At 55.1% G+C, this 19873-nt stretch carries 17 protein-coding genes, 1 tRNA gene and 1 pseudogene; 6 read left to right on the plus strand and 13 right to left on the minus strand.

What is annotated here, in order from left to right; translation table 11 throughout:
• Positions 1-12: 12 nt before the first annotated feature.
• Together L383_RS12195 and fabB are read right to left on the minus strand one after the other, a co-directional pair.
• Positions 13-1191, minus strand: a complete 1179-nt coding sequence (locus tag L383_RS12195) for an MFS transporter (RefSeq protein WP_023330987.1) — start codon at positions 1189-1191, stop codon at positions 13-15.
• 68 nt (positions 1192-1259) lie between these two features.
• Positions 1260-2477: a beta-ketoacyl-ACP synthase I gene (gene fabB, locus L383_RS12190; protein WP_014884674.1), complete on the minus strand. Its 1218-nt coding sequence runs from the start codon at positions 2475-2477 to the stop codon at positions 1260-1262.
• A 158-nt stretch (positions 2478-2635) separates the two neighbouring features.
• On the opposite strand from fabB, the gene mnmC reads away from it, so the two are divergent.
• Positions 2636-4633 carry a bifunctional tRNA (5-methylaminomethyl-2-thiouridine)(34)-methyltransferase MnmC2/FAD-dependent 5-carboxymethylaminomethyl-2-thiouridine(34) oxidoreductase MnmC1 gene (mnmC, locus tag L383_RS12185; RefSeq protein WP_023330988.1) on the plus strand — a complete coding sequence of 666 codons (1998 nt, stop codon included), beginning with the start codon at positions 2636-2638 and terminating at the stop codon, positions 4631-4633.
• 97 nt (positions 4634-4730) lie between these two features.
• On the opposite strand, the gene L383_RS12180 is transcribed toward mnmC, so the two are convergent.
• Genes L383_RS12180 through prmB form a run of 6 tightly spaced genes read right to left on the minus strand, consistent with a single transcriptional unit; the run spans position 4731 to position 9279 of the window.
• On the minus strand, positions 4731-5006 hold the full coding sequence (locus tag L383_RS12180; protein ID WP_014884676.1) for a YfcL family protein: 276 nt from the start codon (positions 5004-5006) through the stop codon (positions 4731-4733).
• A 13-nt stretch (positions 5007-5019) separates the two neighbouring features.
• Positions 5020-5565, minus strand: a complete 546-nt coding sequence (locus tag L383_RS12175; protein ID WP_014884677.1) for an elongation factor P hydroxylase — start codon at positions 5563-5565, stop codon at positions 5020-5022.
• Positions 5565-6374 (minus strand): sulfite exporter TauE/SafE family protein, encoded by an 810-nt coding sequence (locus tag L383_RS12170; protein WP_023330989.1) that lies wholly within the window; start codon positions 6372-6374, stop codon positions 5565-5567. Before L383_RS12170 ends, L383_RS12175 begins: the two co-directional genes overlap by 1 nt.
• Positions 6374-7198: a penicillin-insensitive murein endopeptidase gene (mepA, locus tag L383_RS12165; protein WP_023330990.1), complete on the minus strand. Its 825-nt coding sequence runs from the start codon at positions 7196-7198 to the stop codon at positions 6374-6376. Before mepA ends, L383_RS12170 begins: the two co-directional genes overlap by 1 nt.
• A gap of 2 nt (positions 7199-7200) precedes the next feature.
• On the minus strand, positions 7201-8286 hold the full coding sequence (aroC, locus tag L383_RS12160; RefSeq protein ID WP_014884680.1) for a chorismate synthase: 1086 nt from the start codon (positions 8284-8286) through the stop codon (positions 7201-7203).
• A gap of 60 nt (positions 8287-8346) precedes the next feature.
• Positions 8347-9279: a 50S ribosomal protein L3 N(5)-glutamine methyltransferase gene (gene prmB, locus L383_RS12155; RefSeq protein WP_014884681.1), complete on the minus strand. Its 933-nt coding sequence runs from the start codon at positions 9277-9279 to the stop codon at positions 8347-8349.
• Positions 9280-9424: 145 nt separating this feature from the next.
• Between prmB and smrB the strand changes: the two genes are divergently transcribed.
• Positions 9425-9976: an endonuclease SmrB gene (gene smrB, locus L383_RS12150; protein ID WP_014884682.1), complete on the plus strand. Its 552-nt coding sequence runs from the start codon at positions 9425-9427 to the stop codon at positions 9974-9976.
• A 47-nt stretch (positions 9977-10023) separates the two neighbouring features.
• Here smrB and sixA read toward each other — a convergent pair whose 3' ends face one another.
• From sixA to L383_RS12130, 4 genes are all read right to left on the minus strand, one after another.
• Positions 10024-10509 carry a phosphohistidine phosphatase SixA gene (gene sixA, locus L383_RS12145; RefSeq protein WP_014884683.1) on the minus strand — a complete coding sequence of 162 codons (486 nt, stop codon included), beginning with the start codon at positions 10507-10509 and terminating at the stop codon, positions 10024-10026.
• 209 nt (positions 10510-10718) lie between these two features.
• Positions 10719-12866 carry a fatty acid oxidation complex subunit alpha FadJ gene (fadJ, locus tag L383_RS12140; protein WP_023330991.1) on the minus strand — a complete coding sequence of 716 codons (2148 nt, stop codon included), beginning with the start codon at positions 12864-12866 and terminating at the stop codon, positions 10719-10721.
• Positions 12866-14176 (minus strand): acetyl-CoA C-acyltransferase FadI, encoded by a 1311-nt coding sequence (fadI, locus tag L383_RS12135; RefSeq protein ID WP_023330992.1) that lies wholly within the window; start codon positions 14174-14176, stop codon positions 12866-12868. The genes fadJ and fadI overlap by 1 nt, the downstream gene beginning before the upstream one ends.
• Positions 14177-14412: 236 nt before the next feature.
• Entirely contained in the window at positions 14413-14697 is a 285-nt protein-coding gene (locus L383_RS12130) for a YfcZ/YiiS family protein (RefSeq protein WP_014884686.1), read from the minus strand.
• 372 nt (positions 14698-15069) lie between these two features.
• On the opposite strand from L383_RS12130, the gene fadL reads away from it, so the two are divergent.
• Positions 15070-16353 carry a long-chain fatty acid transporter FadL gene (gene fadL, locus L383_RS12125; RefSeq protein ID WP_023330993.1) on the plus strand — a complete coding sequence of 428 codons (1284 nt, stop codon included), beginning with the start codon at positions 15070-15072 and terminating at the stop codon, positions 16351-16353.
• 44 nt (positions 16354-16397) lie between these two features.
• On the opposite strand, the gene mlaA is transcribed toward fadL, so the two are convergent.
• Positions 16398-17150, minus strand: a complete 753-nt coding sequence (gene mlaA, locus L383_RS12120; RefSeq protein ID WP_023330994.1) for a phospholipid-binding lipoprotein MlaA — start codon at positions 17148-17150, stop codon at positions 16398-16400.
• 315 nt (positions 17151-17465) lie between these two features.
• On the opposite strand from mlaA, the gene L383_RS12115 reads away from it, so the two are divergent.
• The 3 genes and pseudogenes from L383_RS12115 (at position 17466) to L383_RS12105 (ending at position 19871) form a co-directional block, all read left to right on the plus strand.
• Positions 17466-18395: a formate/nitrite transporter family protein gene (locus L383_RS12115; RefSeq protein WP_014884689.1), complete on the plus strand. Its 930-nt coding sequence runs from the start codon at positions 17466-17468 to the stop codon at positions 18393-18395.
• Between the two features lie 75 nt (positions 18396-18470).
• Positions 18471-18545: transfer RNA gene (locus L383_RS12110), tRNA-Arg, on the plus strand.
• Between the two features lie 160 nt (positions 18546-18705).
• Positions 18706-19871 (plus strand): annotated as a pseudogene (locus L383_RS12105) (tyrosine-type recombinase/integrase).
• Positions 19872-19873: the final 2 nt, after the last annotated feature.

Consider the following 19873-nt stretch of genomic DNA (forward strand, 5'->3'; position numbering starts at 1 on the left):
ACCGGGCAAAAACTACGACCGGCGAAACGCCACCAGCGTCATCACGATCCCCACGACCGCAGAAATGGCACCGGCCAGGAAGACGGACGGGTAGCCAAACGAGGTGGCCAGCAGTCCGGCCAGCGGTCCGGTTACTCCGTATGAGATATCCTGAAACGCCGCATAGCCGCCGAGTGCTGTGCCACGCACCTGCGGGGCCACACGCTTCACGACTTCCACGCCAAGCGCCGGGAAAATCAACGAGCAACCGCAGCCGGTGAGTGCTGCGCCAATCAGCGCGACAGAGGCGACCGGTGCGTGCCACAGCAGCAGCAGGCCAACGGTCTCTATCATCAGCGATGCCACCGCCACCTTCACGCCACCAAAGCGATCCGGCATCCAGCCGAAGAACACGCGCATCAGCACAAACGCCCCGCCAAACGCCGTGAGCGTAAATCCGGCCATCGCCCAGCCGCGGCTCATAAAGTAGAGGGAGACGAACGTGCCAATCACCGCAAAACCTACGCCCTGCAGCGCCAGGCCCAGACCCGGCTGCCAGATTTGGCCGATCACGCTCCACAGGGAAGGACGCTCCCCTTTGTGAGCGGGTACCTTACGTACCGAGCCGTTAAATGCCCACGCCAGCAGCGGCAACACCATGGTGGTGGCTGCCAGCGCCACAAAGCCAAACTGGCTATTGATCAGCAGTCCCAGCGGTGCGCCAGCGGCCAGCGCGCCATAGATAGCCATGCCGTTCCAGGACATCACTTTGCCCGAACGAGCAGGCCCCACCAGGCCCATTCCCCAGGTCAGGGTGCCGGTCAGCAGCTGGCTTTCACCAAAGCCAAGGATTAAACGTCCCAGCACCAGCAGCGCAAATTTATACCCTGCGTCTACCGGCAAAAGCGCGGCTAACAGCCATGCCCCGCCCGCCAGACCACAGGCAAACATCCCCTGTAACGCCGAGCGTTTTGCACCATGCTGATCTGCCAGCCGTCCGGCGTACCCGCGGGTTAACACCGTGGCTAAAAACTGAATGCCCACGGCAATGCCGACCATGGTGATGCCATAGCCGAGTTCCTGATGAACGTACAGTGGGATCACCGGCAGCGGCAGGCCAACGGTCATGTAGGTCAGAAATACCGCAAAGGCGATTCGGAAAAGGGAAAGGTTACCGGAAGGGGCGCTCTTCTCTGGGATAACAGCCTTCATGCATAACTCCGTGTTGAGGCATAAAAAAAGGGAACCTTCCGGTTCCCTTCTACTATACATTCAAACGCTTATGCTTTGTACTTACGCATTACCAGCGTCGCGTTCGTGCCGCCGAAACCGAAGCTGTTAGACATGACGGTGGTCAGTGTCGCTTCCGTTGGTTTCGTCACGATATTCAGGCCAGCAGCCTGCTCGTCCATCTCATCAATGTTGATGCTTGGGGCGATAAAGCCGTTTTCCAGCATCAGCAGAGAGTAGATCGCTTCCTGCACGCCCGCAGCACCCAGAGAGTGACCGGTCATTGCTTTAGTGGCAGAAATTGCCGGGCTGTTGTCGCCGAAGACTTCGCGGATTGCACCCAGCTCTTTCACGTCGCCTACCGGAGTAGAGGTACCGTGAGAGTTCAGGTAGTCGATTGGCGTATCAACGCCGTGCATCGCCATCTTCATGCAGCGCACCGCACCTTCACCGGATGGCGCAACCATGTCGGCGCCATCAGACGTTGCGCCGTAGCCCACGATCTCAGCGTAGATATGCGCACCACGTGCCAGCGCGTGCTCCAGCTCTTCAACCACAACCATACCGCCGCCGCCTGCGATGATGAAGCCATCACGGTGCGCGTCGTAAGTACGGGACGCTTTTTCCGGGGTTTCGTTGTACTTGGTGGACAGAGCGCCCATCGCGTCGAACTCACAGGCCATTTCCCAGCCCAGCTCTTCGCCGCCGCCAGCAAAGACGATGTCCTGTTTACCCAGCTGGATCTGCTCAACCGCGTTACCGATGCAGTGTGCGGACGTCGCACACGCGGAACTGATGGAGTAGTTCACACCGTGGATTTTGAACGGAGTGGCCAGGCATGCGGAAACCGCAGAGCCCATGGCTTTGGTGACCACGTACGGACCTACCGCTTTCAGACCACGCGGGCTACGCATTGCGTCAGCACCGAATACCTGCGCTTTAGATGAGCCGCCGGAACCAGCGATAAGACCTACGCGGGGATTGTTCTGGTAAACTTCCGCGCTCAGACCTGCATCTGCAATCGCTTCCTGCATGGAGAGATAAGCATAAATAGAGGCATCGTTCATGAAACGAACCACTTTGCGGTCAATCAAACCGGTGGTGTCCAGTTTGACGTTACCCCATACGTGGCTACGCATACCTGAATCTTTAAACTCTTCAGAGAAAGTGATCCCGGAGCGTCCTTCACGCAGAGATGCCAGGACTTCCTGCTGGTTATTACCGATGCTGGAAACAATGCCCAGGCCAGTAATCACTGCACGTTTCATTCAATACCTCTGTAAGTCGCACTATAGTAAGTTTCGAGTCGCACAATAGCGTACACTTGTACGCCGAACAAGTCCGATCAGACATTTTCTGCGGAAATTTGCACCGATGGACTCACATCGTTAAGATCGTGCCACTGCCTGTCAGACGAGTAACTTACGTGAAACAAAACGCTATACATCCCGCCAACCTCGAATTCAACGCTGAGGGTACACCTGTTTCCCGAGATTTTGATGACGTCTATTTTTCTAATGATAACGGACTCGAAGAAACTCGCTATGTTTTCCTCGACGGAAACCAGCTCAGCACCCGCTTCCCGGAGCATCCGCGGAGCCTGTTTGTGGTCGCGGAAAGCGGATTCGGCACCGGGCTCAATTTTCTGACCCTCTGGCAGGCGTTTGACCAGTTTCACGCTGCCCACCCTGAGGCTACGCTACAAAGATTACATTTCATCAGTTTCGAAAAATTCCCGCTCACCGCGCACGATCTGCGCCTGGCCCATCAACGCTGGCCGGAGCTTGCCACCTGGGCTGAACAGCTTCAGGCGCAGTGGCCGCCTCACATTGGGGGCTGCCACCGTCTGATTCTGGACGGCGGACGCGTGACGCTGGATTTGTGGCTGGGCGACATCAACGACCTTACCGATAAGCTTGATGATGCGATGAATCAGACGGTGGACGCGTGGTTCCTGGACGGTTTTGCGCCTGCCAAAAACCCGGATATGTGGAGCCAGCATCTGTTTAACGCGATGGCGCGACTGGCGCGTCCGGGCGCAACGCTCGCCACCTTCACCTCAGCAGGCTTTGTTCGCCGCGGCTTGCAGGAAGCGGGCTTTACTATGCAGAAAACCAAAGGTTTTGGCCGCAAGCGCGACATGCTGGTCGGCAGGATGGAGCAGACGCTGGACATCCCCGCCAGTGCACCCTGGTTTGCGCGCAGCGCCGGCGCGTCACGGGAAGTGGCGATAGCAGGCGGAGGGATCGCCAGCGCCCTGCTGTCTCTTGCGCTTATCCACCGTGGCTGGCAGGTGACGCTTTATTGTGCTGACGATGCGCCAGCAGGTGGGGCCTCCGGCAACCGCCAGGGGGCGCTCTATCCCCTTTTAAGCGCGCACGATCCGGCACTGTTCCAGTTTTTCCCGGCGGCCTTTACCTTTGCCCGTCGCCTGTATGATGCCCTGCCGGTGACGTTCGATCATGAATGGTGCGGCGTGACGCAGCTCGGCTGGGATGAGAGAAGTCAGCAAAAAATCGCGCAGATGCTGTCCCTGGGACTGCCGGAAGACATTGCGCGGGCGGTAAGCGCGCAAGAGGCCGCCGACACCACCGGCGTTGAAACCGGCTGCGAGGGCATTCAGTATCCGCTCGGCGGCTGGCTGTGCCCGGCTGAACTGACCGCTGCGGCGATTGACCTTGCGCAGTCACGCGGGCTGACGGTCTACTATGCCCACAAGGTTGAATCGCTGTCCCGAACAGAACGCTGGAATTTGCGTTTTGCTGATGGCAAAGAGGCAAGCCATGCCAGCGTTGTGCTGGCGAACGGACATAGCATCAACCAGTTTATCCAGACAGAATCCGTGCCGGTTTATCCGGTCGGCGGCCAGGTGAGTCATATCCCTACTACGTCCGAACTGGGCAAACTGCGTCAGGTGCTGTGCTATGACGGCTATCTGACGCCACAAAATCCGTCTAATGGTCATCACTGCATCGGGGCGAGCTATCATCGTGGCGAAGCGGATATGCGCTACAGCGAGGCGGATCAACAGCAAAACCGCCAGCGCCTGATTGACTGCTTCCCGGATGCAGCGTGGGCGAAAGAGGTTGACGTCAGCGAAGGCGCGGCCCGCTGTGGCGTGCGCTGCGCAACACGCGATCATCTGCCGATGATGGGGAATGTGCCGAACTATGAGGCAACGCTTGAAGCCTATCACGACCTTGCAAACCACCAGGAAACGGCGGTAGCTGCACCGGTTTATCCCGAACTGTTTATGCTGGGTGGGCTGGGTTCGCGTGGATTGTGTTCTGCACCGCTACTGGCTGAAGCCTTAGCCGCACAAATGAGCAACGAGCCGCTACCGCTGGACAGAACAACGCTTGCGGGGCTGAACCCGAATCGATTGTGGGTGCGAAAACTGCTGAAGGGGAAGAAGGTTAAGTAGGGTGCGGACGGGTGCCCTCACCCTAACCCTCTCCCACAAGGAGAGGGGATATTCGTAGGCCCGGTAAGCGCAGCGCCACCGGGCGAAATACGATGACTTAGCGTTTAGCCTGCTGGAACAACGTGTCCCACATGCCCAGCACCAGAGACTGGTCGCGCGGGGACAGTTCACCCGCCTGAATCGCCTTTTCCAGGCTGCGGGTGACTTCATCATGCACTGCTTCGGCAGAATGATCGTCTCCTGCCTCCAGCTCGGCAACAGCCAGCGTCAGGTGACCACGCAGATAACCGCTGGCGAACAGCTCATCATCACTGGCGTGTTCCACCATGTCATCAATTAACGCCAGAATGCGTGATTCAAATTCTGCGATCATCTTTTTTCCTCAGTTAAAGATCTTCCGGCCAGGGGAAGCATTCCGCCGTGATCACCGGCGTGTGGTAATAATTCTGTAAAGCCTCGATCAGGCGGGCCGGACGTTCCGGGATGCCTTTCTCAAGATATTCCATCACCTGTGCATGCACGCGGCGCTGGAAGACGATACGGTCTGGCTCGAAGTCGCCTTCGAGGTTGTCACAGCTGACGTTGAACGGGAAACCCGCCGCGACACAGAATAGCCATTCCAGCGCCTGCGGTTTCACTTCCACATCTTCAAACTGGCCCTGGGTTGCGGCGTCGCGTCCGTCCGGACAGTACCAGTAGCCGAAGTCCACCAGCTCGCGACGCGCTTTCCCCGCAATACACCAGTGCGAAATTTCATGCAGCGCGCTGGCGTAAAAGCCGTGCGCAAAGACGATCCGGTTGTACGGCACTTCGGCATCAGCAGGAAGATAGATCGGTTCGTCGTCGCCTTTAATCAGACGGGTATTAAAATCATCAGCAAAGCAGCCGTTAAAAATCTCAATCAGCTGTTCGTAGTTATGCGTACTGTTCATTAGTTCATCCCCAACCAGTGGAGGATCTCCTGTCCATGGCTGTCATAAAGAAGCTTTGCGCTCATGACCGCCGAAACGATGACGATCATCGGGCGAATCAGCTTCTGTCCTTTGCTTAATACCAGGCGCGAGCCCGCGCGCGCGCCCAGGAACTGCCCTGCCATCATGACAAAACCGGTTGCCCAGATGACCTTGCCGCCAATGATAAACAGCAACAGGCCACCAAGGTTAGAGGTCGCATTAAGCACTTTGGCATGGGCGGTAGATTTAGCGAGGTTAAACCCGGCCAGCGTCACAAACGCCAGCGCGTAAAACGAGCCTGCGCCCGGGCCAAAGAAGCCGTCGTAAAAACCGACGCAGCCCCCGGCTATCAGGGCAAACGGCAAGCCATGCAAGCGACGCTGACGGTCTTCTTCACCGAGCTTTGGCATCAGCAGGAAGTAGAGACCGATGCAGATAACCAGAATCGGCAGGATCTGGCGCAAAATATCGGACTGTACGTGCTGCACCAGCAGCGCGCCCGACGTCGAGCCGATAAAGGTCATCAGAATATTGAGCTTCTGATCGGCGAGGCTCACCACCTTGCGGCGGATAAAATAGAGCGATGCCGAAAGCGAGCCGCCGCAGGCCTGAAGTTTGTTGGTGGCCAGTGCCTGAGCGGGGCTCATGCCCGCCGCCAGCAGTGCGGGTACCGTTAACAACCCGCCGCCGCCAGCAAGCGCATCAATAAACCCGGCTAACATAGCAACAAAAAACAGCACCACCAGCAGCAGCGGGGACACCATAAACAGATCGACGAAATTATCCATTAAAGTACATGCTCATCCAGTAGCGCCTGGCAGGAAGGCGGCAACGGAGGCGGTGTCTTCTTCTCAGGCTTAGAGGTTCCAGGTTTTGCCGGTTCAAACCAGCTCTGCAGCTCCGCACCGCAGCCATCGCCTGGCGGAGGTAACGGCTGATCTTCACATTCCAGGCTGTTTGCCGGGCAACGCAAACGAACGTGCATGTGCGCACGATGCTGGAACCACGGGCGCACTTTGCTCAGCCAGTCGCGGTCAGTTCCGGCATCCAGGCAGAGCTGTTGTTTGATGGCCGGATTCACAAAGATCCGCGTGACGTCATTATCTTCTGCTGCCAGCTTGATCATGCTGGACACATCCCGCGTCCACAGGGAGGGCACCACGCGCTTACCGTCACTCGCCACCAGATCCAGCGCCTGCGGTTTCAGAAGTTGCGCGGACGTCCAGCGTGTTTTCGGTAGCTGCAGGAAGATATCGACATCCAGTCCGGTCTGGTGGCTGGCGTGCCCGCCGTTAAAGCGCCCGCCCGCAGGCATGCCCATATCGCCAATCAGCATCGTCCCCAGCCCCAGGTTATTTACCTGGTTTCCCAGTCGCTGAATAAACAGCACCAGGTCAGGGTGACCGAAGTAACGGCGCTGGTCGGTACGCATCACCTGATAAGTATCCGATTGCAGCGGAAGTGCCTGCGCGCCGACGATACAGCCGTTCGAAAAGGCGCCGATAGACTGCGCGCTGCCCGCCACCGGATGGGTGATCTTTTGCCACGGCGTGGCGGCCAGACTGGCTCCACTGGCGAGCAGCGCCAGCAGAGCAATTGCGGTTTTTTTCATGGTTACCAGCGTGGAATGGTGGTCGTCACATCCGCATTCTGCGCGCGCTGGCGCAGGAAGTGATCCATCAGCACGATCGCCAGCATCGCTTCTGCGATCGGCACCGCACGGATCCCCACGCAAGGATCGTGACGTCCTTTGGTGATCATCTCAACTTCTTCGCCAGAGCGGTTAATCGTGTGGCCCGGCACGGTAATGCTGGAGGTTGGCTTCAGGGCAATATTCGCAACAATCTGCTGCCCGCTGCTGATCCCGCCGAGGATGCCACCCGCATGGTTGCTCTGGAAGCCCGCTTTCGTGATTTCGTCGCGGTTCTGGCTGCCGCGAAGCTGAACCACGTCAAACCCGTCGCCAATCTCTACGCCCTTCACCGCGTTGATGCTCATCAGCGCGTGCGCAATGTCAGCGTCGAGACGGTCAAACACCGGCTCGCCCCAGCCTGGCGGCACGCCGTCGGCCACCACGGTGACCTTTGCCCCAATGGAGTCACCCTCTTTTTTCAGGCCACGCATCAGCTCGTCCAGCGCATCCAGCTTGTCGGCATCGGCGCAGAAGAACGGGTTTTGCTCAACCTGGTCCCAGTCTTTAATGGCCAGCGGAATATCGCCCATCTGGGTCAGACAGCCGCGAATGACGATGCCAAATTTCTGCTGCAGGTATTTTTTGGCAATGGCACCCGCCGCCACGCGCATCGCGGTTTCACGCGCGGAAGAGCGTCCGCCGCCGCGATAGTCGCGGAAACCGTACTTTTGCTCGTAGGTATAGTCAGCGTGGCCCGGACGGAATACGTCTTTAATAGCGCCGTAGTCCTGAGAACGCTGGTCGGTGTTTTCGATCAGCAGACCAATGCTGGTCCCGGTGGTGCGGCCTTCAAAGACGCCAGAGAGAATTTTGACCTGATCCGGCTCGCGACGCTGCGTGGTGTAGCGAGAGGTGCCCGGACGACGGCGGTCAAGGTCGTGCTGCAAATCAGCTTCAGTCAGTTCGATGCCGGGCGGTACGCCGTCAACGATACAACCTAAAGCCAGCCCGTGCGACTCGCCAAAGGTGGTCACGCGGAATATCTGTCCAATACTGTTTCCTGCCATCACGGCTCCGATGTTGTTGTTTGTGTTTGAGCGTTGTGAAACGGGCCGAAGCCCGCTGGATTAATCTTTATAGATACTGAAGTATTCGCGCGCGTCGAGCAGCTGCGCTTTGGTCAGCATAAAGACGCCGTCACCGCCGTTATCGAACTCAAGCCAGGTGAACGGCACATCCGGGTACTGCTCTATCAGATGTACCATGCTGTTGCCCACTTCACAAATCAGAACACCGTCGTCGGTCAGGTAATCCGGCGCGCAGGCCAGAATGCGACGAGTCAGCTTCAGGCCGTCAGTGCCTGACGCCAGACCCAGCTCCGGCTCATGACGGTATTCATTTGGCAGATCGGACATGTCTTCCGCGTCGACGTACGGCGGGTTAGTGACGATCAGGTCGTACTGCAGCGTCGGCAGGTCGCGGAACAGATCCGAGCGGATTGGCGTAACGTGATGGATCAGGCCGTGCTCTTCAATGTTGTGCTCGGTGACGGCCAGCGCGTCGGTAGAGATATCGACGGCGTCCACTTCCGCTTCCGGGAAGGCATAGGCGCAGGCAATCGCGATGCAGCCGCTGCCGGTGCACATATCCAGAATGTGCTGCGGCTGATGGTGAATCAGGCCTTCAAAGTGGTTGTTGATCAGCTCACCAATCGGTGAACGCGGCACCAGCACGCGCTCATCAACATAGAATTCGTGGCCGCAGAACCAGGCCTTGTTGGTCAGGTAGGCGACCGGAATGCGTTCGTTGACGCGGCGGATCACCCGCTCAACAATGCGGTGTTTTTCACTGGAGGTCAGGCGCGCGGTGCGCATGTCTTCCGGAATATCCAGCGGCAGATAAAGAGACGGCAGCACCAGCTGAACGGCCTCATCCCACGGGTTATCGGTACCATGACCGTACCAGATGTTGGCGGCGCTGAAGCGGCTAACCGACCAGCGCAACATGTCCTGTATGGTATGCAGCTCGTTTACTGCTTCATCGACAAATATTTTATCCACTCTTTCCTCCAGGGCATGCTCGCATAATTTTCGGCGGCTAGTTTGCCATGAAGACGGCGATAAATCAGCAATGACGCGTCGCGCTTGAGGTTAAAAAATGCGTTTAGTCGGGTACACTATCGGAAATACGAGATGAGAATGACGAATGAAAAAGAAAACATCGCTCAGCGAGGAGGATCAGGCTCTCTTCCGCCAGCTGATGACCGGGACGCGTAAAATCACGCAGGACACCATTGTCCATCGCCCGCAGCGTAAAAAAATCAGCGACGTTCCGGTCAAACGACTGCTGCAGGAGCAGGCGGATAACAGCCACTATTTTTCAGATGAGTTTCAACCGCTGCTGAATACGCAGGGTGCGGTGAAATACGTGCGCGAGGACGTCAGCCACTTTGAACTGAAAAAATTACGTCGGGGAGATTATTCACCGGAGCTGTTTCTCGATCTGCACGGGTTAACGCAGATGCAGGCGAAACAGGAGCTGGGGGCACTGATCGCCGCCTGTCGCCGCGAACACGTGTTTTGCGCCTGCGTGATGCACGGCCATGGGAAACATATTCTTAAGCAGCAAACGCCGCTGTGGCTGGCTCAGCATCCACATGTTATGGCGTTTCATCAGGCACCCAAAGAGTACGGCGGAGATGCCGCATTGCTGGTGTTGATAGAAGTTGAGGAGTGGCAACCGCCTGAGTTGCCCTGACAGCATGGCGGGAAGCACATTTGCACCCCGCCCTGTCGCACGTCACGTCAGATAGCTTTTGCCATCTTCAGGTTGCACGGACTCATTTGCCAGTTAAAGACCCCTTTGCCGGTTTCGTCGAGGGTGACGTTGGCAATGGCGGATGTGGTGAACATTGGCGGCGTTTCGCCCGGGCACAACTCAGAAACCAGATAGCCAACCAGTGGCAGGTGGGAAATGACCAGTGCGGAAGCGACACCTTCATTGCACAGTGCCTGAAGGTAGGCGCTGACAAGGCCGACATCACCGCATGGCGTCAGTTCAGGAAGAACATCGACACTGGATGGCAGGTTCATACACTCCCCTACCACGTCCAGCGTCTGTTCTGCACGCAGGAACGGACTCACCAGAACGCGTTCGATATCCACTTTTTGGCCTTTAAGCCAGGTTGCCATCAGACGAGATTCGTCGCAACCACAAACTGTTAAAGGACGTACTGAGTCACTGGCGGCATCGAGTGCCGCGTCGCCGTGACGCATGATAAAAACTTGCATATTGCACCGCTTTTGTTAACCAGAATCACCGGCGTTGACTACCCGCGATAAATGCTCTGAGGTAGAAAACCCGATGGCCGGGCATTGTGCCTGATCCATTCGGTGAATGAAACGCTGTTTTTTACCTCAATGGCGTAAGTATAGTCAATCTCTGTTTACAAAATCGCCAGAACAGGTTCATTCACGTCGGGATTTACCCTTCTTTGACCTCAGCTTACGAGGACAGTTTCCCTTGCAGGCCAAAATGTCTGGCCCCGTTCCGCCATCTGCAATAATTCGTCACACGGTGTAAACCGCGGGCCATATTGCGATGCCAGACGTTGCAGAATAGCCACCACTTCACCCGCGCCGAGTGTATCCATGTAACGGAACGGGCCGCCAAGGAACGGCGGGAAACCAATACCAAATACGGCGCCGATGTCGCCATCCCGTGCGCTCTTGATCACCTGCTCACCAAAGCAGCGTGCCGCTTCATTGAGCATCATCATCACACAACGTTCAGCACACTGAACGGCGGAGAGTCTCCCCTGACCTGAGGTCGGGATAAGCCCATAAACAGAAGGGTCGACCTGTTTCTTGCTTTTACGCCCTTTCGCGCCGTAAAGATAGAAACCGCGTTCATTTTTTCTGCCTTTGCGATCGTCCTTCAAAATTGCAGAAACAATATTTGCAGGCGGCGCAAAACGATCGCCATAAGCGGCTTCCAGTACAGGTATAATTTTAGTGCCGGTGTCTATTCCCACCTCATCCAAAAGTTGGATAGGACCAACGGGGAAGCCAAACTTTACCAGTGCCTCATCGACGTGCTCAATCTTCTCCCCTTCCGTCAGCAGCCGCATCGCTTCGTTGATGTACGGCGCCAGAATACGGTTGACGTAGAAGCCGGCTTTGTCCGCAACCACGATGGGGGTTTTGCCCTGTTTTTTCGCCAGCTTCACCACGGTAGCGATGGTTTGCGGGCTGGTTGTGGCGTGAGGGATCACCTCCACCAGCGGCATTTTTTCTACCGGGCTGAAAAAGTGCAGACCAATCACCTGCTCAGGACGCGCGGCTTTCGCTGCGATATCGCCGATGGGTAATGACGACGTATTCGAGGCAAAAATGGTATGCGGCGCGCAATGCTGTTCAACGTCCGCCACCATCTGCTGCTTGAGCGCCAGATCTTCAAATACGGCTTCAATCACCAGATCGCGGTGCGCAAAACCGCTGTAGTCCGTCGTGCCGGAGATCATCGCCAGGGTTTTATCACGCTCGCTTGCCTTGATATGGCGGCGCTTGACCTTTTGATCAAGGTTCTGCCAGCTGTACTGCAGCGCGTGGTTGATTCCCCTAGGGTTAATGTCTTTGATGCGTACCGGCAGTTTCCCTTTACTTGCGGTAACGAAAGAAATGCCGCCGCCCATCAGCCCACCCCCGAGCACGCCAATTGCACGCAGCGGAGCAGGCTCAGCCTCACTGCCCGGATCTTTTTTCACCTCTGTGCTGGCGAAGAAGATGCTGCGCAGCGCCCGTGACTGCGGCGTCATCGCCAGCTCGCCAAAGGCTTTGGCTTCAGCGGCATAGCCGCTACTGCTTCCCTGAGATAACCCGGTTTCAATCACCTCCAGGATTCGTTTCGCCGCCGGGTAGTTGCCTTTGGTTTTTTGTTCGGTCTTTTTGCCCACCATGTTGAACAGGATCGTCCTTCCCAGAGGACCCGCCAGCACACGCTCTCGCACCGGAAGAGGACGTTTTGGCTGGCGACCTTTCAGCGCCAGTTCTACAGCAGCTTCCAGTAAAATCGCGTGGGGAACGACATCGTCAACCAGACCGGCTTTCAGCGCCTGACGGGCGCGCAGCTGCTTGCCGGTGAGAATCATTTCCAGCGCGGTGCTAACCCCTACCAGGCGCGGCAGACGCTGCGTGCCACCAGAACCAGGCAGGAGACCTAATTGCACTTCCGGCAGGCCCAGAACGGTTTTCGCATCGTCAGTACAAATGCGGCTGTGGCAGGCCAGCGCCAGCTCCAGTCCACCACCCAAACAAGCACCGTGGATCGCGGCAATCACCGGGATCGGCAGCGCGTTGATCTCGGCCATTACCTGCTGCCCCTGACGCGCAAGATCTTCCGCTTCCTGCGCGCTTTGCGCCCGGGCGATCATGTTAATGTCGGCCCCGGCAATAAAGTTATCCGGCTTGGCCGAGATAAACACCAGACCGCGAATGGCCTTGTTTTCGCGGATCTGCCTGAGCATCGCGCGAACCTGAGTGCCAAACTCCGCCTTCAGGGTATTCATTTTTTCGTCAGGCACATCAATGGCGATCACGGCGACGTTGTCGAGGCGAACCGTCAGGTTAAATGCAGATGTCATTTCCATTATTCAGCCTCCAGAACCATTGCAGCACCCAGTCCACCCGCCGCACAGGCGGTCACCAGGCCAAACCCGCCACCGCGGCGACGTAGCTCGTGTAATGTCTGAGTAATCATCCTCGCCCCTGTCGCCGCAAACGGATGACCGTAGGCAATCGAACCACCCAGCACGTTGAATTTGCTTTGATCCACTTCACCCGTGGCATGGGCGCGCCCCAGCACATCACGTGCAAAACGCTCGCTTGCCAGCAGCTGTACGTTTGCCAGGGTTTGTGCGGCGAAGGCTTCGTGCATATCAATCAGGGTTAAATCAGCCAGCGACAGCCCTGCGCGATCCAGCGCCAGCGGCGTGGACCAGGCCGGACCTAACAACATGTCCTGCCAGACATCAATGGCGGTGAAGGCATAGCTGCGCAAATAGCCCAGAGGGGTGATGCCCAGCTCTTTCGCGCGGGATTCGGTCATCAGGATCACGGCGGCTGCCCCATCCGTCAACGGTGTACTGTTGGCCGCAGTCACGGTGCCATGTTTACGGTCGAACGCCGGACGCAGTTTGGCGTAATCCGCCAGCGTCGAGGTACCGCGGATATTGTTGTCTTCAACCAGTGGTTCCCGATAAGGAGGCGTATAGGCGGTCATCACCTCGTCGGTGAGCTTGCCCTCTGACCAGGCTTTCGCCGCCAGCTGATGTGAACGATGCGCCAGCGCGTCCTGCTGCTCACGGGTAATGCCGTAGGTTTTCGCCATCTGTTCCGCGGTATCGCCCATGCGCAGGCCGGTAGAATATTCAGCGACAGCAGGGGGTACAGGCATCAGGTCGCGCAGACGTAAACGCGAGAAGAGTTTGAGCTTCTGACCGGTCGTGCGGGCTTTGTTTGCATCCACCAGAATACGGGCCAGCTTTTTACTGACGCCAATAGGCAGTACCGAAGAGGAATCAGCGCCTCCGGCGATCCCGGCGCGAATGGTGCCCGCCATGAGGCTTTCCGCCACGTTAGCCACCGCCTGGAAACTGGTCGCGCAGGCGCGGCTGACGCTATAGGCATCCGTATGAACGCTCATCCCGGTGCCGAGGACAATTTCTCGCGCAATATTGGGAGCTTCAGGCATCTGAACCACCTGGCCGAAAACCAGCTGTTCAATGACCTCAGGCGGAATTTCGCTGCGAGCCAGCATCTCCCCCACCACCATTTTCCCCAGATCGACAGCCGGTATGCCATGAAACGCCGTTGCCTGACGCGCAAACGGCGTACGCAAACCACTGACAATGGCAATGCGATCGCCCTGACGGGTAATAAGCGGTAATGCCTGACTCATAACACTCCCCTGTAAAAAATTGACGCAAACGTTAAGTGGTCTGACCTGATAATAGTCTTAACCATTTTTTTACATTCAGCCAATTGGGGAAACGAAAAAGTGCGAGGTAAGACACAGAGAAGAAAAAGAAAATGCCCCGAGGTAAAAGCAAAACGGTAACCCGTAGGTTACCGTTTTTAGTGTTTGCACCCTCTCCCGTGGGAGAGGGTCGGGGTGAGGGCACCAGCCCGCAGGAATTAACGCAGGCCCAGCTGGAAAATCAGCGTTTCTGCTTCGCAGGCAAACACGAAGTCAATATCCAGCTTCACGCCGCCGTCCACCTCGGTGAAGGTAGATTTAATTTCGCACGGATCGGATTCAACATCACGCGCACGCTTGCTCAGCGCGGACAGGGTTTCTTCCGCTTCAGCGCGGTTGGTGAACACACGGCTGTAAGACGCTGTGCAATCGGAGTTGTCCATGATGGTGCCAACATCCATACAGCAGCAAACCGGGGTTTCATCAGCACTGCATTTACTCATAGCTCAATTTCCTCTGTATTCGCGCAGCGCGCGAGATAAACACGATGCTGCTATTTTACGCCCCGGCGCAGGCTCTCTCCAGCCGTTAATGGCGCAAAATCAGATAAGTGACCAATATCACACTAAAAAATGATCTAAAACAAAAACCACCCTTTTGACTGAGTCGCGATGGTCACATTTTTGCCAACCAGATCTCGTTTCATGAAACATGTTTGAAAATATTAATAAACAAACTTGCAACATCCCAGCTGGTCAGACCTATACTCTGGCCACTGGTCTGATTTGTCTGTCAAACCTCAGACCCTACACTTCGCGCTCCTGTTACGGTATGTAACAATTATTGAATAAAAATAACTCAATGAGGTTATGGTCATGAGCCAGAAAACCCTGTTCAACAAGACTGCGCTGGCAGTCGCAGTGGCAATCGTCTCCACTTCCGCCTGGTCAGCGGGCTTTCAGTTAAACGAATTTTCTTCCTCTGGCCTTGGCCGCGCGTATTCTGGGGAAGGTGCAATTGCTGATGATGCAGGTAACGCCAGCCGTAACCCTGCACTGATCATGATGTTCGATCGCCCGACCTTCTCTGCGGGTGCGGTATATATCGATCCTGATGTCAACATTTCTGGCAAGTCGCCTTACACTGGTGCGAGCCTGAAAGCGGACAATATTGCCCCGACCGCATGGGTACCCAACCTGCACTTCGTTGCACCTATTAATGAGCAATTTGGCTGGGGGGCGTCCGTCACGTCCAACTACGGCCTTGCAACTGAATTCAATAACAACTATCCGGCAGGTGAATACGGCGGTAAAACCGATCTTACGACGCTGAACCTGAACCTGAGCGGTGCTTATCGTCTGAACGACAGCTGGAGCTTTGGTCTGGGCTTTGATGCCGTCTACGCTGATGCAAAAATTGAGCGTTACTCCGGCGAGCAGACTGCCAGCCTGCCGAAAAACAGCAATAAAATTGCCAGCCTGAAAGGTGATGAGTGGGGCTATGGCTGGAACGCCGGTATCCTGTATGAGCTGGACAAAAACAACCGTTGGGGCCTGACCTATCGTTCCGAAGTGAAAATTGACTTCGACGGCGATTACAAGAGCGGCATCCTGGCGCCAGTCAACAACCTGGTTCCAGGCGCGGGTACCACCATTCCATGGGGCACCTCAAACCAGACAGTTCCAGGTTCATTGTCGCTGCATTTACCAGAAATGTGGGAAGTCTCCGGTTACAACCGCGTGGCACCACAATGGGCTATTCACTATAGCCTGGCCTACACCAGCTGGAGCCAGTTCCAGGAGCTGAAAGCAACCGGCAACAATGGTCAAACGCTGTTCTATAAGGATGAAAGCTTCCACGACGCCTATCGTATTGCGTTGGGTACCACCTACTACTACGATAAAAACTGGACTTTCCGCTCCGGTATCGCATTTGACGACAGCCCGGTTCCGGCAGACAAACGTTCCATTTCCATTCCGGATCAGGACCGCTTCTGGTTAAGTGCTGGTGCGACATATGTGTTCAACGAGAATGCGTCCATCGATGCGGGCGTATCTTATATGCACGGTCAGAAAGTGACGTTCCAGGAAGGTCCGTACGAGTTTACCTCTGAAGGTAAAGCCTGGCTGTTCGGTACGAACTTTAACTACGCGTTCTAAGCGCACTGAAATCGAAAAAGGTGAGCATCGCTCACCTTTTTTATTTATTCCGAATCGATATCTTTGAGTTCGTTTTCGATAGCCTTCGCGTTTGGATTCTCCTCCGGCTTCAGCTTGCCACCGTTGGCAATAAAATCGTGATTCTGGAAGTATGCTTCGCGCACCATAATGTAAGGATCGGAAGACTGGCGCAACAGACCGTCTGAGTCGAGCAATTGCGCACGGGTTTCAATCCCTTCCACCGTCCATTTACCAATCGACAGCGGCCAGGTCAGCCACGACAGGACCGGATACAGCGTATCGACCATATCGCCGCCATCATCACGCACGGTGAAGCTGCCATAGAACGGCAGGTGGACATACGGACCATAACCTACGCCATAATGCCCCAGGGTGCTGCCGAAGCGGTGCGGTTGTTCACGCTGCAGTTTCGGGTTCGCCATGCCAGCGACATCAATAAAGCCGCCCATCCCCAGAATGGAGTTCAGGAAGAAGCGGGTAAAGTGCACCATCCCCTGATACGGGTCGCCCTGCAGGAAGTAGTTCACCATAACCGCGGGCTCTTCGAGGTTGCTGGTAAAGTTGCTTAGCCCGTTACGCGCAGGCTGTGGAACATAATCGCGCCATGCCACTGCCACCGGCCGAACCACATACGGATCCAGCACGTTGTAGTTGAAGCTATACATGGAGCGGTTAAATCCTTCGAGAGGATCGGAGCGTCCCGTTTGCTCCCCGGAGCTGGCGCAGCCCACAAGCATCGTCATGCCCAGCGCAAGCGCCGACAGCCGAAGTTTCATAAATATCTCCCTGTTCAGTATGGCTATCGTTGATTGCCATCCGTAACGAAGCATCTGGCGCTCCGTCTGTAAACGTGCAAGTGATTGTAACAGCACGTTTACCGATGTCTATGAGCACAAGCACGGGCAATAAACACCGTGGCTCTGATCTCAGCATAGCCTGGCTTTTGGAATTCGTTTCGCTGGCAATTTTATAATGCCTTTGAAAGAGATGTCTCACCTTTGTTGTCATTGCCGCCAATTTAAGAGCATCCCCACAGGCATCCTGATAAAAGCCGCTACGCTTAAAAGAAAGATCAACCTCCGGGAGCCGTTATGAAAGAAGTGGGTGAAGACAAAATTGCCGAGAGCAAAGAGGATATTGAAATTGAGAGCGAGGAGAAAGCGCGCGGCGAGAAGATAGAAGTTGATGAAGATCGCCTCCCCTCCCGCGCGATGGCAATTCACGAACATATACGCCAGGATGGCGAAAAGGAGATGGAGCGCGATGCCATGGCCCTCTTCTGGTCAGCCATCGCTGCGGGACTGTCAATGGGCGCGTCACTGCTGGCAAAAGGGATATTTCATGTTCAACTTGAGGGTGTGCCCGGCGGTTTTTTACTGGAGAACCTCGGCTATACCTTCGGTTTTATTATTGTCATCATGGCCCGCCAGCAGCTGTTTACTGAAAACACGGTAACTGCCGTTCTGCCAGTGATGCAAAATCCTACCCTCGGTAATTTCGGTTTATTGTTGCGTTTGTGGGGCGTGGTCCTGCTGGGTAACATTATCGGCACGGGTATCGCCGCCTGGGCGTTTGAATATATGCCGATCTTTGATGAACCTACCCGGGATGCGTTTGTGAAAATTGGCATGGACGTGATGAAAAACACGCCGGCCGAAATGTTCGCAAACGCCATCATCTCCGGCTGGATTATCGCCACGATGGTGTGGATGTTTCCTTCCGCAGGCAGCGCCAAAATTGTGGTGATCATACTGATGACCTGGCTGATTGCCCTGGCGGACACCACGCATATTGTGGTCGGTACCGTTGAAATACTCTATCTGGTCTTTAATGGTACGCTTCACTGGACTGATTTTTTCTGGCCGTTCGCCCTTCCGACGCTGGCCGGGAATATCTGCGGCGGAACGTTTATCTTCGCGCTGTTAAGCCATGCCCAAATCCGTAACGACATGTCTAACAAACGCAAAGCTGAGCTAAAGGCGCAGGAGAATGAGGGCAATTCGGCAAAAAAAACGGGCTGAATGGTGACTCTTTGAGCAGTCAGGCGGCGATGCGCTTAACGCAAAGTGTAAATAACGCTATACTCGTGCCGCCTCGTCCCCTTAGTTAAATGGATATAACGAGCCCCTCCTAAGGGCTAGTTGCAGGTTCGATTCCTGCAGGGGACACCACAGTTACATCTCAGCAAGTCTAATAACTTCCATAACTCACTGATTTAAATCCTATTCATTAATCTTGTTCATCCAATAAAGTGCCATTGTTTCTAATAGAATCTATACATCTTTGCGTATAAGATTGTGTATAACTGACTTCGATCTTTTTTCTATACCCATGCTGCTATCTGACATCCAAATAAAACGCGCAAACCAAAGGATAAGCCCTATACGTTGAACGATGACATGGGGTTATCACTACTTATTGACACCACTGGCAGTAAAGGTTGGCGCTATCGTTACCGTTTTGCAGGAAAGCCCAAGATGATTTCCTTCGGTGTATACGGTGATGTATCGCTTGCACAGGCACGTGCTAAACGTGATGAAGCTCGTTCGATGTTGGCCAAAGGGATCAACCCCAGCGAGGCCAGAAAGGCTGAAAAAATTGCGTTGCAGTTTGCACATGAGAACAGTTTTGAATCTGTAGCAAGGGAATGGCATGGTTCAAAAAAAGCCACGTGGTCAGAAGGGTACGCAAAAGAAGTTCTCAATTGCATGGAAAAGGACATTTTCCCTTTTATCGGCCAACGTCCAATCGAACAGATTGAACCGCTGGAGCTGCTTACCGTTCTGCAAAAGATTGAGAAAAGGGGTGCTTTGGAGCAAACCAGTAAGATCCGCCGCCGTTGTGGTGAGGTTTTATGTTATGCCGTCGCCACTGGCCGGGCCAAATATAACTTTGCACCTGACTTAGCCATTGCGCTCAACAAGCCCCAAAAGCAACATTTCCCGTTCCTGACAGAAAGTGAATTGCCTGCTTTTGTTAGCGATCTGGAGAACTATCAAGGCAGTTTAGTAACCAAGTACGCTACACAGCTGCTGATGCTAACAGGTGTACGTACAATCGAACTGCGTGCAGCAGAATGGGCTGAATTTGATTTAGAAAATTCCTTATGGGAAATCCCCAAAGAGCGCATGAAGAAACGCCGTCCTCATCTGGTTCCATTATCTACTCAGGCACTGGGTATTCTGAAGCAGTTGCAAGCCATTACTGGGAATTACAGCCTCGTTTTTCCTGGCCGCAATGATGTCAGGAAACCAATAAGTGAAGCGAGCATCAACAAAGTGATAAAGCTACTCGGCTATCATGGCCGCTTAACGGGCCACGGTTTTAGACATACCATGAGCACTATTTTGCATGAGCATGGTTTCGAAAGCGCCTGGATAGAAATGCAGCTTGCGCATGTTGATAAAAACTCTATACGTGGGACCTATAATCATGCGCAATATTTAGTAGCAAGACGAAGGATGCTCCAATCTTACGCTGATTCTATTTATAAATAGCT

Origin of the sequence: Enterobacter sp. MGH 37 (genome assembly GCF_000534515.1) — a bacterium.
In the GTDB taxonomy this organism is placed as follows: domain Bacteria; phylum Pseudomonadota; class Gammaproteobacteria; order Enterobacterales; family Enterobacteriaceae; genus Enterobacter; species Enterobacter kobei.